The sequence below is a fragment of the Agromyces sp. NPDC029043 genome, from assembly GCF_055564615.1.
Genome location: NZ_JBVHVX010000003.1, coordinates 201,149 through 214,820, shown reverse-complemented (window position 1 = coordinate 214,820; position 13,672 = coordinate 201,149). Strand labels below are relative to the sequence as shown.

At 74.3% G+C, this 13,672-nt stretch carries 13 protein-coding genes; 9 read left to right on the top strand and 4 right to left on the bottom strand.

The annotated features are described in order from the left end of the window. Positions 1-12 precede the first annotated feature (12 nt). Together ACZ4TW_RS06330 and thrS are read right to left on the bottom strand one after the other, a co-directional pair. The gene (locus ACZ4TW_RS06330) at positions 13-576 is read right to left on the bottom strand and encodes an HIT family protein (protein WP_465541246.1); all 564 of its coding nucleotides are present in this window, start codon (positions 574-576) and stop codon (positions 13-15) included. After that, positions 573-2,486 carry a threonine--tRNA ligase gene (gene thrS / locus ACZ4TW_RS06325; protein WP_465541429.1) on the bottom strand — a complete coding sequence of 638 codons (1,914 nt, stop codon included), beginning with the start codon at positions 2,484-2,486 and terminating at the stop codon, positions 573-575. Before thrS ends, ACZ4TW_RS06330 begins: the two co-directional genes overlap by 4 nt. Positions 2,487-2,718: 232 nt before the next feature. Here thrS and ACZ4TW_RS06320 point away from each other — a divergent pair, with 232 nt between their 5' ends. Continuing rightward, on the top strand, positions 2,719-3,573 hold the full coding sequence (locus ACZ4TW_RS06320; RefSeq protein ID WP_465541244.1) for a sigma-70 family RNA polymerase sigma factor: 855 nt from the start codon (positions 2,719-2,721) through the stop codon (positions 3,571-3,573). On the opposite strand, the gene ACZ4TW_RS06315 is transcribed toward ACZ4TW_RS06320, so the two are convergent. Continuing rightward, a complete protein-coding gene (locus ACZ4TW_RS06315; protein WP_465541242.1) occupies positions 3,570-4,529 on the bottom strand; it encodes a glycosyltransferase family 9 protein in 960 nt (319 codons plus the stop codon). The two genes, ACZ4TW_RS06320 and ACZ4TW_RS06315, sit on opposite strands and share 4 nt — an antisense overlap. Positions 4,530-4,615: 86 nt before the next feature. Here ACZ4TW_RS06315 and ACZ4TW_RS06310 point away from each other — a divergent pair, with 86 nt between their 5' ends. The 7 genes from ACZ4TW_RS06310 (at position 4,616) to ACZ4TW_RS06280 (ending at position 10,895) form a co-directional block, all read left to right on the top strand. Further along, entirely contained in the window at positions 4,616-5,161 is a 546-nt protein-coding gene (locus ACZ4TW_RS06310; RefSeq protein WP_465541240.1) for a D-glycero-alpha-D-manno-heptose-1,7-bisphosphate 7-phosphatase, read from the top strand. Then, entirely contained in the window at positions 5,148-6,242 is a 1,095-nt protein-coding gene (locus ACZ4TW_RS06305) for a glycosyltransferase family 9 protein (RefSeq protein WP_465541238.1), read from the top strand. The genes ACZ4TW_RS06310 and ACZ4TW_RS06305 overlap by 14 nt, the downstream gene beginning before the upstream one ends. Further along, complete coding sequence (locus ACZ4TW_RS06300) at positions 6,239-7,273, top strand: glycosyltransferase (protein ID WP_465541236.1); 1,035 nt, start codon at positions 6,239-6,241, stop codon at positions 7,271-7,273. Before ACZ4TW_RS06305 ends, ACZ4TW_RS06300 begins: the two co-directional genes overlap by 4 nt. Then, positions 7,273-8,523, top strand: a complete 1,251-nt coding sequence (locus tag ACZ4TW_RS06295; RefSeq protein ID WP_465541234.1) for a glycosyltransferase — start codon at positions 7,273-7,275, stop codon at positions 8,521-8,523. The genes ACZ4TW_RS06300 and ACZ4TW_RS06295 overlap by 1 nt, the downstream gene beginning before the upstream one ends. After that, complete coding sequence (locus tag ACZ4TW_RS06290) at positions 8,520-9,155, top strand: D-sedoheptulose-7-phosphate isomerase (RefSeq protein ID WP_465541232.1); 636 nt, start codon at positions 8,520-8,522, stop codon at positions 9,153-9,155. The genes ACZ4TW_RS06295 and ACZ4TW_RS06290 overlap by 4 nt, the downstream gene beginning before the upstream one ends. Continuing rightward, positions 9,152-10,084: a bifunctional heptose 7-phosphate kinase/heptose 1-phosphate adenyltransferase gene (locus tag ACZ4TW_RS06285; RefSeq protein WP_465541230.1), complete on the top strand. Its 933-nt coding sequence runs from the start codon at positions 9,152-9,154 to the stop codon at positions 10,082-10,084. The genes ACZ4TW_RS06290 and ACZ4TW_RS06285 overlap by 4 nt, the downstream gene beginning before the upstream one ends. A gap of 76 nt (positions 10,085-10,160) precedes the next feature. After that, positions 10,161-10,895 carry an SDR family oxidoreductase gene (locus ACZ4TW_RS06280; protein ID WP_465541427.1) on the top strand — a complete coding sequence of 245 codons (735 nt, stop codon included), beginning with the start codon at positions 10,161-10,163 and terminating at the stop codon, positions 10,893-10,895. Here ACZ4TW_RS06280 and ACZ4TW_RS06275 read toward each other — a convergent pair. Beyond that, positions 10,825-11,973, bottom strand: coding sequence for a glycosyltransferase family 9 protein (locus tag ACZ4TW_RS06275; RefSeq protein WP_465541228.1), 1,149 nt, complete (start codon positions 11,971-11,973; stop codon positions 10,825-10,827). The two genes, ACZ4TW_RS06280 and ACZ4TW_RS06275, sit on opposite strands and share 71 nt — an antisense overlap. Before the next feature lie 154 nt (positions 11,974-12,127). Here ACZ4TW_RS06275 and rfaE2 point away from each other — a divergent pair, with 154 nt between their 5' ends. Continuing rightward, positions 12,128-13,609, top strand: a complete 1,482-nt coding sequence (gene rfaE2 / locus ACZ4TW_RS06270; RefSeq protein ID WP_465541226.1) for a D-glycero-beta-D-manno-heptose 1-phosphate adenylyltransferase — start codon at positions 12,128-12,130, stop codon at positions 13,607-13,609. The last annotated feature ends 63 nt before the right edge of the window (positions 13,610-13,672 follow it).

The following is a 13,672-nucleotide window of genomic DNA, read 5'->3' as shown; positions in this document are numbered from 1 at the left end:
GGCCGCAGCGCGTCAGTGCGGCCAGGCCTCGGCGATCTCCTGCCGCACCTCGCCGAGCAGCCGCGGGATCGCCTTGGTGCCGGCGACGATCGGGAAGAAGTTCGCGTCGAGCGCCCAGCGCGGCACGATGTGCTGGTGCAGGTGCTCGGCGATGCCGGCGCCGGCGATGCGCCCCTGGTTCATGCCGAGGTTGAAGCCGTCGCACCGCGAGACCTGCTTCACGGTGCGCATGGCGATCTGCGTGAGCTCGCCGATCTCGGCGACCTCGTCGACGTTCGCCTGATCGTACGTCGCGATGTGCCGGTACGGGCACACCAGCAGGTGCCCGCTGTTGTACGGGAACAGGTTCAGCAGCACGAACGCGTGCTCGCCCCGCGCCACGATGAGCGACTGCTCGTCGGAGAGCTTCGGCGCCCGGCAGAACGGGCACGTGTGCTCGTCGGGCTGCTCGCCCTGCTGGATGTAGACGAGCCGGTGCGGGGTCCAGAGCCGCTGGAAGGCGTCGGGCACGCCCGCCAGGTCGGTCGAGGCATCCGTCTGGACGCCCTCGAACTCGCCGTGCTCGTAGGAGGTCATGCGAACAGGTCGTCCCTCGTGGTCACCTGGCGGCGATCGGCGATCGCCTGGAGGATCCGGCGCTCCGCCTCGGCGATCGGCACGCCGTTCTCCTGGGTGCCGTCGCGGAACCGGAAGCTCACGGTCTCGGCGGTGCGGTCGTTCTCGCCGGCGATGAGCTGGATCGGCACCTTCTGCGTCGTGTGCGTGCGGATCTTCTTCTGCATGCGGTCGTCGCTCATGTCGAGCTCGGTGCGCACGCCCGACCCCTTGAGCTGGGTCAGGATGCCCCCGAGGTAGGGAGCGTACTCGTCGGCGACGGGGATGCCGACGACCTGGACCGGCGCGAGCCAGACGGGGAACGCGCCCGCGTAGTGCTCGGTGAGCACGCCGAAGAACCGCTCGATCGAGCCGAACTTCGCGGAGTGGATCATCACCGGCTGCTGGTGGGTGCCGTCTGCCGCGGTGTACTGCAGGCCGAAGCCCTCGGGCTGGTTGAAGTCGTACTGGATGGTCGACATCTGCCAGGTGCGGCCGATCGCGTCGCGCGCCTGCACCGAGATCTTGGGTCCGTAGAAGGCGGCGCCGCCCGGGTCGGGCACGAGCTCGAGGCCCGATCGCTCGGCGACGTCGCGCAGCACGTTCGTCGCGATCTCCCACTGCTCGTCGGAGCCCTTGAACTTGTCACTGTGCTCGTCGCGCGTCGACAGCTCGAGGTAGAAGTCGTCGAGGCCGAAGTCGCGCAGGAGCCCGAGCACGAAGTTCAACAGGTGCTCGATCTCGGCGGGCGCCTGCTCGGGGGTGACGTAGCTGTGCGAGTCGTCCTGGGTCAGGCCGCGCACGCGCGTGAGGCCCTGCACGACGCCCGACTTCTCGTAGCGGTACACCGTGCCGAACTCGAAGAACCGCAGCGGGAGGTCGCGGTACGAGCGTCCGCGAGAGCGGTAGATGAGGTTCTGCATGGGGCAGTTCATCGCCTTGAGGTAGTACTCGCTGTTCTCGAGCTCCATGGGCGGGAACATCGTGTCCTTGTAGTACGGCAGGTGCCCCGACAGCTCGAAGACGTGGGACTTCGTGATGTGCGGGGTCGAGACGTACTGGAAGCCCTCCTCGATGTGGCGCCGGCGGACGTAGTCCTCCATCTCGCGCTTGATGACGCCGCCCTTGGGGTGGAACACGGGCAGGCCGGAGCCGATCTCGTCGGGGAAGCTGAAGAGGTCGAGCTCGGCGCCGAGCTTGCGATGGTCGCGTCGTGCGGCCTCCTCGAGGCGGTGCTGGTACGCCCGCAGCTCATCCTTGGTCGGCCACGCGGTGCCGTAGATGCGCTGGAGCTGGGGGTTCTTCTCCGACCCGCGCCAGTACGCGGCCGCGACGCGCATGAGCGCCCAGCCGTTGCCGATCATGCGCGTGCTCGGCAGGTGCGGACCGCGGCAGAGGTCCTTCCAGGCCACCTCGCCCGTCTTCGGGTCGACGTTGTCGTAGATCGTCAGCTCGCCGCCGCCCACCTCGACGTTCTCGCCGGACTCCGACGGCACCGTGTCGCCGGATGCCGTGGCGCCCTTCAGGCCGATCAGCTCGAGCTTGTACGGCTCCCCGGCAAGCTCGGCGCGCGCCTCGTCGTCGGTCACGGCCCGACGCACGAATCGCTGGCCGGCGCGGATGATGCGGGCCATCTCCTTGTCGAGCGACTTCAGGTCCTCGGGCGTGAACGGCTCGGCGACGTCGAAGTCGTAGTAGAAGCCGTCGGTCACGGGCGGGCCGATGCCGAGCTTCGCGTCGGGGTTGACGTTCTGCACGGCCTGCGCGAGCACGTGGGCGGTCGAGTGGCGGAGGATCGCGAGCCCGTCGGGCGAGTCGATCGTGACGGGCTCGACGACGTCTGCTTCGGTGACCGTCGTCGCGAGGTCCTTCAGCTCGCCGTTGACGCGCATCGCGACAACGGACCGGTCGGTGAAGAGCTCGAAGCCGTCGGCCAAGTGGATCCACTCCCTGCAGTTGAGACGCAACCCCTCAACTGTAGTCGGGCGGCACCGACATGGCCCGCCGACGACTACTCCCACTTCTCCTTCTTCGCAAGCACCTTCCCGGTTCTCGGCAACGCTGCTTCTCTTCGAAGCGGAGGGCTTCCCGGGGGACGGCGCTGGAAGGAGGCGAAGGATGGACGTGAGCACGACGGAGCGCGACGATCGGCGTCGCGCAGAATGGCGGCGCCGGCAGCGTTGGACGCAGGCCCGGCTCGGCGAGTTGCCCGGCATGCGGGGTCAACGCCGCCGCTCGGCGGAGGAGGCGATCGTCCTCCGCCACCTCGATCTCGTGGACGGCATCGTGCGCCGCATGGCGTCGGGCTACCGCGAGCAGGGCGACCTTCGCCAGGTGGGCTGCATCGGCCTGGTGCACGCGGTCCGGCGCTACGACCCGGAGCGCGGCGACAGCTTCCTGGCCTTCGCGGTGCCGACCATCTCCGGCGAGATCAAGCGGTACCTGCGGGACTGCGGATGGTTCGTCCGCCCGCCTCGCAACCTGCAGGAGGTCGCCGCGCTGGCCTCGACGGCGGCGGACTCGCTCGCGCAACGGCTGGGCCGTGAGCCGAGCCTCGCGGACGTGGCGGAGTACCTGGACCTCCCCAAAGCGCTCGTCGCCGAGGCCGCCGCAGCGAGGGACAACATGCGCCCGGTGTCGCTGGACGTGGCGCTCGATGAGGACGACGACCCGCTGATCGGCTCGCTCGGCGCGCCCGACGAGCGCCTCGAGCGCGCCGACCTCCGGCTCTCCCTCCGGCTGGCGGTGAGCCGGCTGGCGCCGCGCGAGCGGCGGATCGTCTACCTGCGGTTCATCGAGGAGCGGACGCAGCGGGAGATCTCCGCGGAGGTCGGGGTCACGCAGATGCAGGTGTCGCGACTGCTCACGGCGATCCTCCGCCGGCTCCGGACGGAGCTCGAGGACGGCGCTCCGGCGCCCGCAGTCGATCGAAGCGCCGTGGCATCCCGCCCGGCGCCGGGGATGCCGTTGGCGGCCTAGGCGGGCCGAGCCATCGCGCCGCCGAGCACGCGCTCGACCGCCTCGAGCACGTCGCCGGCCTCCACCGCGAGCAGGGCCGGGTCAGGCTCGTCGGTGAAGACCTCGCCGACCCGGCGGGACGCGTCGGTGAGCACGGCGTGGGGTCCGCTCGACGGCGGCCCCCAGGCCTCGGGCGGGGCCGGTCCGAACAGCACCACCGAGGGCCGCCGGTACGCCGAGGCGAGGTGCGCGGCGCCCGTGTCGGCCGATACCAACACGCGGGCCTCCGAGATGAGGGCCGCGAGCCCGGAGAGATCGAGCCGTCCGGCGAGCACCGAGTCCGCGCCGAGTCCTGCGGCCCGCGCCACCTCCACGGCGCGCTCGCGCTCCTCGGCACCCGCGGTCACGACCACGCGATGCCCCGCGTCGGCGAGCGCGGCCCCGACGGCCGCGAAGCGGTCGACGGGCCAGCGGCGCGCGCCGTAGAACGCGCCGACGTGCAGCACCGACGCGCCGGGCTCGGGCGAGGGCACCGGAGCGCGGGCGATGGCGACGTCGTCCGCGTCGGCGGGCATCCCCCACGTGCGCACGAGCCTCGCCCACCGTTCGCGTTCCAGCATCCCGTCCACCCAGGCTGGTCCGTCCGGAGCGTCGGGTGCGTGCGCGAGAAGCCGCCGCGGCGCGACCGCGGCGAGGAGCCGCCCGCTCTCGGGACCGCGGCCGTGCAGGTTGACCGCCACGTCCACGTGCCGATCGCCGAGCCGGAGCGGTTCATCCAGCCCCTTGGCGGGGACCAGCTCGTCGACCGCGTCGATGAGCTCGACGATGGGCCGCAGCCATCCCGTCGTGGCCAGCACGATGCGATGCTCCGGGAAGCCGCGCCGCAGCCCGCGGAGGGCGGGGACCGCCACCAGGAGATCGCCGAGCTTCAGCGCCCGCAGCGCCAGCACGACGGGTGGATCCGACGGAGTGCCCATCGGGACAGCGTTGCAGCCTCCCGGCGTCCGGCGGAACCCCCGGCGGTCGACGTTTCGCTTCCCGAGAAGTGGGTACCGGACCTCGTATGGCGAACCGCATCCCGCGCGCAGTGCTCTTCGACCGCGACGGCACGCTCATCCGAGACGTGCCGTACAACGGCGATCCGTCGCTGGTCGAGCCGATGCCCACGGCGGCGGAGGCCGTCGCGCGCCTCCGCGCGCGCCGGATCCTGATCGGCGTGGTCACGAACCAGTCGGCCGTCGCGCGCGGGATGGTCTCCCCGACCGACGTCGACGCGGTGAACGCCCGGGTCGACGAACTGCTCGGGCCGTTCGACGTCTGGCGCGTCTGCCCGCACGCCGAGGCCGACGGCTGCGCCTGCCGGAAGCCCGCTCCCGGGATGCTCCACTCCGCCTGCGCCGAGTTGGGGATGCCGCCGGCCGACGTGGTGATGATCGGCGACATCGGCGCCGACATGGCGGCGGCCGCGGCCGCCGGGATGCGCGGCGTGATGGTGCCGACGCCCGTCACCCGCACCGCCGAGGTCGAGTCGGCGTCGGAGGTCGCCCCGACCGTGCTGGCCGCCGTTCGGCGACTGCTCGCGGAGGGGGGTGCGGATGTCGCCGCCTGACGCCCGTTCGCGCGTGCTCGTCGCCCGGCTGGACAGCCTCGGCGACATGATCCTGTGCGGTCCCGCGATCCGCGCCGTCGCCGCTGCCGCGGAGGTCCACGTACTGTGCGGACCGCGCGGCGCTCCAGCCGCCCGCCTGCTGCCCGGCGTCGCCGGCGTGCACGTGTGGGACGCCCCCTGGATCGCGAACCCCGCGCCCGCGATGACCGATGAGGCCGCCGCGGCCCTGCGTCGCATCGTCGAGCGGGTCCGGCCCGACGCCGCCGTGATCCTGACCTCGTTCCACCAGTCTCCGCTTCCCCTCGCAGTGCTCCTGCGGATGGCGGGGGTGCGCAGGATCACGGGCGCGTCCGTCGACTACGCCGGCTCCCTACTCGACGTGCGGCTCCGGCCGGGCGAGGACTTCCCGGAACAGCAGTCGGAGGTCAGCCGGGCGCTGACCATCGCGGGCGCGGCCGGATTCGCCCTCCCCGACGACGACGAGGGCCGCCTCGCCATCCGCCCCGCCACCGAGCCTTCGCCGATCGAGGGCGGTGCCGACGGCGTGGTCGTCGTGCATCCCGGCGCCGCGGTCGCGGCGCGGACCTGGCCCGCCGAGCACCACCGCGACGTCGTCCGGCGGCTCACCGCGGCCGGCATCCGGGTCGCGGTGACCGGAGGCGACGACGAGCGCGAGCTGACCCGGTACGTCGCGGGCGACGCCGGCATCGACCTGGGCGGGCGGACCACGCTCGGCACGCTCGCCCGGCTGCTCGCCGAGGCCGACGTCGTCGTGGCGGGCAACACGGGCACCGCACATCTCGCCGCGGCCGCGGGCACGCCGATCGTGAGCCTCTTCTCCCCCGTCGTCTCCGAGGCGTGCTGGCGGCCGTTCGGCGTTCCGGTGGTCGTGCTCGGCCTCGAGGACGCCGCGTGCGCGGGCACTCGCGCCCGGGACTGCCCGGTCCCCGGGCACCCGTGCCTCGCGGCGGTGACGCCGTCCGCCGTCGTCGACGCCGTGCTGGCCCTGCGTCCGCACCGCGCGACCGCGGCGGTCGAGCGTGGTGCGGCGTCCCGCGACGAGGAGGTGGTGCCCGCATGAGGATCCTCGTCTGGCACATGCACGGCGGATGGACGGACGCGTTCGTCCGCGGCGCGCACGAGTACCTCCTGCCGGTCGACGACGCCCGCGGACCGTGGGGGCTCGGCACCGGCGGCCGGGACTGGCCGGCGGTGCGCGAGGTGGCGCTCCACGAGCTCCGCGACGAGGCGGTCGACCTGGTCGTGCTGCAGCGAACCGAGGAGCTCGTGCTCGCGGAGGCGCTGCTCGGGCGCCGTCCGGGGCGCGACGTGCCCGCCGTCTTCGTCGAGCACAACACGCCGAAGCCGGATGCGGCGACCACGCGGCATCCGCTCGCCGACCGTGACGACCTCGTGATCGCGCACGTCACGCACTTCAACCAGCTGATGTGGGACGGCGGCCGCACCCGCTCGGTGGTCGTCGAGCACGGCGTGGTCGATCCCGGACACCGGTACCGGGGCGGGCTCGAGCGGATGGCCGCGGTGGTGAACGAGCCCGTCCGCCGCGGACGGATCACGGGCACCGACCTGCTGCCCCGCTTCGCCGAGGCCGGGGGCATCGACGTGTTCGGCATGGGCGGGGAGCCGCTCCCGGCCGCGCTGGGCGTGTCTCCCGACCTCATCCGTCCCGCGGGCGACCTGCCGACCGCCGACCTGCACGCGGCCATGGCCGAGCGTCGACTGTACCTGCACACGGCGCGCTGGACCTCGCTCGGCCTCTCGCTCATCGAGGCGATGCACCTCGGCATGCCCGTGGTCGCATTGCAGACCACCGAGGCCGCGCGCGCGGTGCCGCCCGGTGCGGGCTTCCTCTCGACCAACGTCGGGGAGCTCGTCGCCGCGGCGCGACTGCTGCTCGAGGACCGCGACGAGGCCGCTCGCCTCGGCGCCGCCGGCCGCGAGGCCGCACTCGACCGGTTCCGCCTCGCGCGGTTCCTCTCCGACTGGGACGTGCTCATCGCCGACCTGGTCGAACGTTCCCCCGGCCGTGGCCCGCTCGTCGCCGTGGGCGGCGGGCGCGGACCGCGGTCCTCCGGATGGAAGGAGTCATGATGCGCATCGCCATGGTGTCGGAGCATGCGAGCCCGCTCGCCACGCTGGGCGGGGCCGACGCGGGCGGGCAGAACGTCCACGTCGCGGCGCTCGCCCGCGCGCTCGCGCGGCGCGGCCATCACGTCCGCGTCTACACGCGGCGGGACGACCCGGCACTGCCGCGCGCCGTCGCGTTCGGGCCGGGCGTCGAGGTCGTGCACGTGACGGCCGGACCGGCCGAGCCGATCCCCAAGGACGACCTGCTGCCGCACATGACCGCACTGGCCGAGGGCATCGCCGAGGACTGGCGGTCCTGGCCGCCCGAGGTCGCGCACGGGCACTTCTGGATGTCGGGCATCGCCACGCTCGCCGCGGCGGCGGCGACCACCTCGCCGCCCGCCGTCCTGCAGACCTTCCACGCGCTCGGGGTGGTGAAGCGCCGCCACCAGGGGCCGGATGACACCAGCCCGCCCGAGCGCGAGTCGCTGGAGCCCGACGTGGGTCGCCGTGTCGATCGCGTGGTCGCCACGTGCTCGGACGAGGCGTTCGAGCTGAAGAAGCTGGGAGTCCCACAGTCCCGCATCTCGGTGATCCCGTGCGGCGTCGACCTGCGGCACTTCACGCCGGACGGCGAGGCCGAGCCGAAGCGCCGGCCGCATCGCGTGGTGAGCGTCGGCCGCCTCGTGCCGCGCAAGGGCGTGGGCACCGTCATCGAGGCGATCTCGCTCGTCGCGGCCGAGGGGCTCGACGTCGAACTGCTCGTCGTCGGAGGCGCCGCGCCCGCCGGCGGCGGCGCGGACCCCGAGCTCACGCGGCTCGCCGAACTCGTCGACCGATTCGGCGTCGCCGACCGCGTCGAGCTCCGCGGACAGGTTCCGCAGTCGGAGCTGCCCCCGGTGTACCGATCGGCCGACGTGGTGGTGTGCGCCCCGTGGTACGAGCCGTTCGGCATCGTGCCGCTGGAGGCGATGGCGAGCGGACGGCCGGTGGTCGCATCCTCGGTCGGCGGCCTCATCGACACGGTGGTGCATGGCGGGACGGGACTGCACGTACCGCCCCGGGACGCCGGGGCGGTCGCCGCAGCGATCCGGGAGCTGCTCGAGGATCCCGAGCGGGCTGGACGCCTGGGCGCCGCCGGGCGGCGGCGCGTGGAATCGCGCTACTCGTGGGACCGCGTGGCCGCCGACACCGAACGCGCCTACCGGTCCACGCTGTCGCGGCCGCGCGCCGCGGCCGAGCGCGGCTCGACCGTGGGCGGGGTGGTCCGATGACCTCGCTCACCGAGACCACGCAGCACCGCCGGGGCCGGCGCGACCCCGCGACCGCGGCGGCCGCGGCCGTGGTGCGATCGCATGTCGCCGGCGCGACCGACGTGCTGGGAGCGCTCGCGACCGAGGCGGATCGGATCGCCCGGTGGGGCGCGCAGCTGGCCCGCCGCCTCGGCGCCGGCGGGCGCCTGCTGGTCGCCGGCAACGGCGGTTCCGCTGCCGAGGCGCAGCACCTCGCCGCCGAGTTCGTCGGCCGCTTCCGCGACGACCGCCCGCCGTTCTCCTCGATCGCGCTGCACACCGACACGTCGGCCGTCACGGCCATCGGCAACGACTACGGCTTCGACGAGGTCTTCGCACGGCAGGTGCGCGCGCACGGGCGGCACGGCGACGTGCTGCTCCTGCTGTCCACGAGCGGAGCCAGCGCCAACCTCCTGCGGGCGGCCGCGGCGGCCGCCGATCTCGGCATGCTCCGCTGGAGCCTGACCGGACCGGCGCCGAACCCGCTTCATGCGGCGTGCGACGACGGGATCGCCCTGCCGGGCGCCTCCGCCAACGTTCAGGAGGCGGAACTCGTCGCGGTGCACGCCCTGTGCATCGCGTTCGAGCAGGCGCTCGAGGGAGGGCCGGCGTGAGCCCGCGCATCGTGGTGGTCGGCGACACGCTGCTCGACGTGGACCTCGACGGGACCGCCGGGCGGCTCGCGCCCGACGGCCCCGTGCCCGTGGTCGACGTCGACCGGCGGGTGGAGCGCGCCGGGGGCGCCGGGCTCGTCGCCACCTTCCTCGCCCTGGACGGCGCCGACGTGGCGCTCGCGACCGCGATCGGTCGGGACCCCGGCTCGGCACGCGTGAGGTCGGCCCTCGGGGCCGTCGTGCTCGCCGAGGCCGAGCTCCCCGGTCCCACGCCGACCAAGACGCGGATCCGCGCGTCGGGCCATCCGATCGCGCGGATCGACGAGGGCTGCGGACCGCCCGGACCCGTCCGCGGGACCGCGCGCCTCGTGGAGGCCATCCGCGGCGCCGACGCCATCATCGCGGCCGACTACGGCCGGGGCCTGCTCGGCGACCCGGTGGTGCGCGCCGCGCTCGAGGAACGGGCGCCATCCGTGCCGGTCGTCTGGGACCCGCACCCCCGCGGTGCCGAGCCGATCGCCGGATGCCGGGCGCTGACGCCGAACCGCGAGGAAGCCGCCGCGCTCGCCGCTCGGGCCGTGACGAGCCGTGAGGCGGCCCTCGAGGTCGCCGAGACCCTCCGCGGGCGCTGGGCGGCCGACTGCGTCGCGATCACCCTCGACGCCGACGGAGCCGCGGTGGCCGTCCGAGACCGCCCCGGGCGCGTCATCCCCGCCGAGCCCGTCGGCGTGGCCGACGCGTGCGGCGCCGGCGACCGCCTGGTGGCGACCGTGGGTCGCGAGCTCGCCGAGGGCGCCGACGTGCTCGAGGCCCTGTCGCGCGGCGTGGCGCGTGCCACCTCGTACCTCGCCTCGGGCGGCGTCGCGGTCCTCGACGCGGAGTCCTCGGCGAGGCGGGCACGGGCTCGGCCGCTCGCCGCAGTGGGCTGAGGCGCCGGGCCGACCGTTCCACCGATCCCCATGACACGCCGCATCGGCGGCGGGAAGGAGCATGATGACCGACACCATGACGACCCGGGCCACCAGCACGGCCGCGAACCCGGCGGGACGCGAACCGAGGACTCCGGGCCGGACGATCATCACCGGCGGGGCCTCGGGCCTCGGCGCGGCGATCGCCGACGCCGTGTCCGCCGCCGGGGGCACGCCCATCGTGCTCGACCTCGCGTCATCCGCGGCGGCGCACGAGTCCCACGTCGCGGACGTCTCGGACACGCGCGCGCTGGAACGCACGATCGCCGAGGTCGCCGCGCGCCACGGCGGCCTCGACGCCGTCGTGACCGCCGCGGGCATCGATCGCTGCGGACCACTCGACGGCGTCGACGGTGCCGAATGGGAGCGCGTCATCGCCGTGAACCTGCTGGGCACCGCGGCGGCGGTCCGCGCCGCGCTCCCCCACCTCCTGGAATCCGGCGGACGCGTCGTCACGGTCGCGTCGACGCTCGCCTTGAAAGGCGCGGCGGATGCCACGGCGTACTGCGCCTCGAAGTTCGGGGTGCTCGGCTTCAGCCGCGCGCTCGCGGCCGAGACGAAGGGGCGCGTCGGCGTCACGACGCTCATCCCGGGCGGCATGCGCACGAGCTTCTTCGACGACCGGGACGAGCAGTACCGGCCCGGTGCCGACGCCAAGCTGAACGATCCGGCGGATGTCGCGAACGCCGTCGTGTTCGCGCTCAGCCAGCCGCCCGGATGCGAGGTCCGGGAGCTGCTCGTGTGCCCCGCCGAGGAGACGTCCTGGCCATGAGGTCGCGGGCGTCGGCGAGCACGGCGTCCGCGTCGACCCCGTCGACGTGCGAGACGTCGTGCTCGCAGCGGGGCGCCGTCCATCCGACCTGGGTGACGTCGACCCCGCACACCGGGCAGGCGGTGACGAACGAGAGGTGAACGCGGTGACGTCCGCGGCCGAAGGGTGCGGCGTTCACGACGTTGCCGAACCAGAACACCCCCACGGTGGGTGCGCCGACCGCCTGCGCGAGGTGCCGCGGGCCGCTGTCGTCGGCAACGACCACGGCGGCCCGTTCGAGCACCGCCGCGGTGACGCCGAGCCTCGCCCGACCCGCGAGCCGCCGCACGCCCCGCCCCGCCGTCCCGATGGCGTCGACGAGATCGGCCTCCGTCGACCGGTCGGAAACGTCGCCCACCACCGCCACCTCGGCGCCGTCGTCGAGCAGGCCCCGCGCGACGTGGGCGAAGCGCTCGACCGGCCATCGCCGGCGCGGGTCGGTCGCGCCGGGGTGCACGACGGCGAGCGGCCCATCCGATCCGCCGAGCAGGGCATCCGCCTGCTCGCGGTCCCGGTCGAGGACGGCGAGGGTCGGCTCGAGCTCGACGGGCGTCGCGCCGGCGAGCCCGACGACCTCGAGCGCGCGGACGACCTCGTGCTGGTAGTAGACGTACGGCAGGGTCCGTTCGAGGGGCTCGGCGTCGCGAGTCGCCGCGCCGACGGTGTGGCGTGCGCCGAGGCCGAGCAGGAACGGGTTCGAGTTCCGACCGCCCCCGTGGAGCTGGACGCCGAGGTCGAAGCGCTCGGCGCGCATCCGGGCCCGGAACGCGTCGGACGGCTCCGAGCCCGGGCCGTCCGTATCGCGGACGCCGGGCGCGTGGGGCAGCACCTCGACCCTGCCGACGGGTCCGGGCCGCCCGGCGAGGAGCTCGGCGTGCAGCGGCATGCCGAGCAACACCAGCTCGGCGTCCGGGTACTCGCCGGCCAGCGCCGCCATCGCCGGCATGGCGAAGAGCAGGTCGCCGAGGCCTCCCCCGCGCAGGACGGCGATGCGTCGGACATCGTCGAAACGCGGCGCGAGCGGTGCGTACGCGGGCATGCGGCCTCCTGTTCCGGGCTGGGGTCGAGGGATCCCCTTCCCGCTGCGGGGCGCGGCGAAACCTCCTCGGCTCGATCGTGCGCGCCGGGCATTCGCGACGGCCGCGTGCGAGTCGCACGCATACCGGGCCGCGATCGTGGGTAGGCATCGGCGCATGGAGATGACCGCAGCCGCCGCCGAACGGATCCGCCAGCATGCGCCCCGCGTGGTCGTCGTCGGGGACGCCATCCTCGACCGCTGGTGGGCCGGGCCCAGCCGCCGCCTCAGTCGCGAGGCGCCGGCGCCGGTCGTCGAGCTGCGACATGCGGTGGACGCGCCCGGCGGCGCCGCGAACACGGCGGCGAACCTCGCGGCGCTCGGCGCGCGGGCCGACCTGGTCACCGCGGTCGGAACGGATGCCGCGGGCGACGCGCTGCTCGCCGCGCTCGCGGATGTCGGCGTGGGGACGCGCGGCGTGCTGCGACGCTCCGGGCGACGGACCGTGTCGAAGACGCGTGTCGTCGCCGACGACCAGGTCCTCGCACGGGTCGATGACCTCGGTGATCGGGATGCCGAGGATCCGGGGGCCGCACGCGCGCTCCGAACCCGGCTCGTGGAGGTGCTCACCGGTGCCGACGCCCTCGTCGTGAGCGACTACGGCGCGCCCGAGCTCCCCACGGTCGTTGCCGAGGCGATCCGGGCCACCGGACGCCCCCGGCACCTCATCGTCGATGCCCACGACCTGCGCCGCTGGCGCGACCTCGCTCCGGACGTCGTGGTTCCGAACGCCGCGGAGGCCGCGCGCCTGCTTGGGCGATCCCTGGGAGAGGGACGCGACCGGCGCCGCGCCGCGAGCGGCGCCTCGGCCGAGCTGCGGGCCGGCGCGGGCGCGAGGGCGGTCATCGTCACGCTCGACCGGGACGGCGCGGTGCTGCTGCGCGCCGGCGAGGTCCCGGTGCTGACCTCCGCGCATCCCGTGTCCGAGCGCTTCGCGTCCGGGGCGGGCGACACCTTCGCGGCCGCCATCGCCGCGGCACTGTCCGTCGACGTCCCGATCGCGACGGCGATGCGGCTCGCCCAGGGCGCGGCGGATGTCGCGCTCGCGCACGAGGGCACCTCGGTGTGCCGCGGCGACGAGCTGGTCCGGCGGCTCGCGCATCCGCCCGCCGCACTGCTGGAGGCGGAGGCCCTGCGCGACCGCATCGCCGACCATCGTCGCGACGGCCAGCGGGTCGTGTTCACGAACGGCTGCTTCGACGTCCTGCATGTCGGCCACACGACGTACCTCCAGCAGGCGCGCGACCTCGGCGACCTGCTCATCGTCGGCGTGAACAGCGACGACTCCGTCCGCCGGCTGAAGGGGCCGGAGCGCCCGCTCAACCCCGCCATCGATCGGGCGGGCCTCCTCGCGGCATTGGAATGGGTGGACTACGTCACGGTGTTCGACGACGACACGCCCATCGGGCTGATCGAGGCGCTGCGCCCCGACGTCTACGTGAAGGGCGGCGACTACAGCCCGGAGATGCTCGCGGAGACACCGGTCGTGGAGGCCTACGGCGGCGAGGTCCACGTGGTCGAGTACGTGCCGGATCACTCGACGACCCTGCTCGTGGACCGCATCCGAGCGGTCGGACCCGCCTCGGAGGAGGTCCGCTGACGCCGAGCGGCGCCGCCGGTCGGCGCGTGAGACCCGCTGAGACGACGAAAGCCCCGGCGAACC

What these genes read in the sequence shown, in the direction of transcription:
- ACZ4TW_RS06295 (WP_465541234.1), top strand. Translation starts at nt 7,273, where the DNA reads ATGCGCATCGCCATGGTGTCGGAGCATGCGAGCCCGCTCGCCACGCTG.
- ACZ4TW_RS06300 (WP_465541236.1), top strand. Translation starts at nt 6,239, where the DNA reads ATGAGGATCCTCGTCTGGCACATGCACGGCGGATGGACGGACGCGTTC.
- ACZ4TW_RS06280 (WP_465541427.1), top strand. Translation starts at nt 10,161, where the DNA reads ATGACGACCCGGGCCACCAGCACGGCCGCGAACCCGGCGGGACGCGAA.
- rfaE2 (WP_465541226.1), top strand. Translation starts at nt 12,128, where the DNA reads ATGGAGATGACCGCAGCCGCCGCCGAACGGATCCGCCAGCATGCGCCC.
- ACZ4TW_RS06310 (WP_465541240.1), top strand. Translation starts at nt 4,616, where the DNA reads ATGGCGAACCGCATCCCGCGCGCAGTGCTCTTCGACCGCGACGGCACG.
- ACZ4TW_RS06290 (WP_465541232.1), top strand. Translation starts at nt 8,520, where the DNA reads ATGACCTCGCTCACCGAGACCACGCAGCACCGCCGGGGCCGGCGCGAC.
- ACZ4TW_RS06315 (WP_465541242.1), bottom strand. Translation starts at nt 4,529, where the DNA reads ATGGGCACTCCGTCGGATCCACCCGTCGTGCTGGCGCTGCGGGCGCTG.
- ACZ4TW_RS06305 (WP_465541238.1), top strand. Translation starts at nt 5,148, where the DNA reads ATGTCGCCGCCTGACGCCCGTTCGCGCGTGCTCGTCGCCCGGCTGGAC.
- thrS (WP_465541429.1), bottom strand. Translation starts at nt 2,486, where the DNA reads ATGCGCGTCAACGGCGAGCTGAAGGACCTCGCGACGACGGTCACCGAA.
- ACZ4TW_RS06275 (WP_465541228.1), bottom strand. Translation starts at nt 11,973, where the DNA reads ATGCCCGCGTACGCACCGCTCGCGCCGCGTTTCGACGATGTCCGACGC.
- ACZ4TW_RS06330 (WP_465541246.1), bottom strand. Translation starts at nt 576, where the DNA reads ATGACCTCCTACGAGCACGGCGAGTTCGAGGGCGTCCAGACGGATGCC.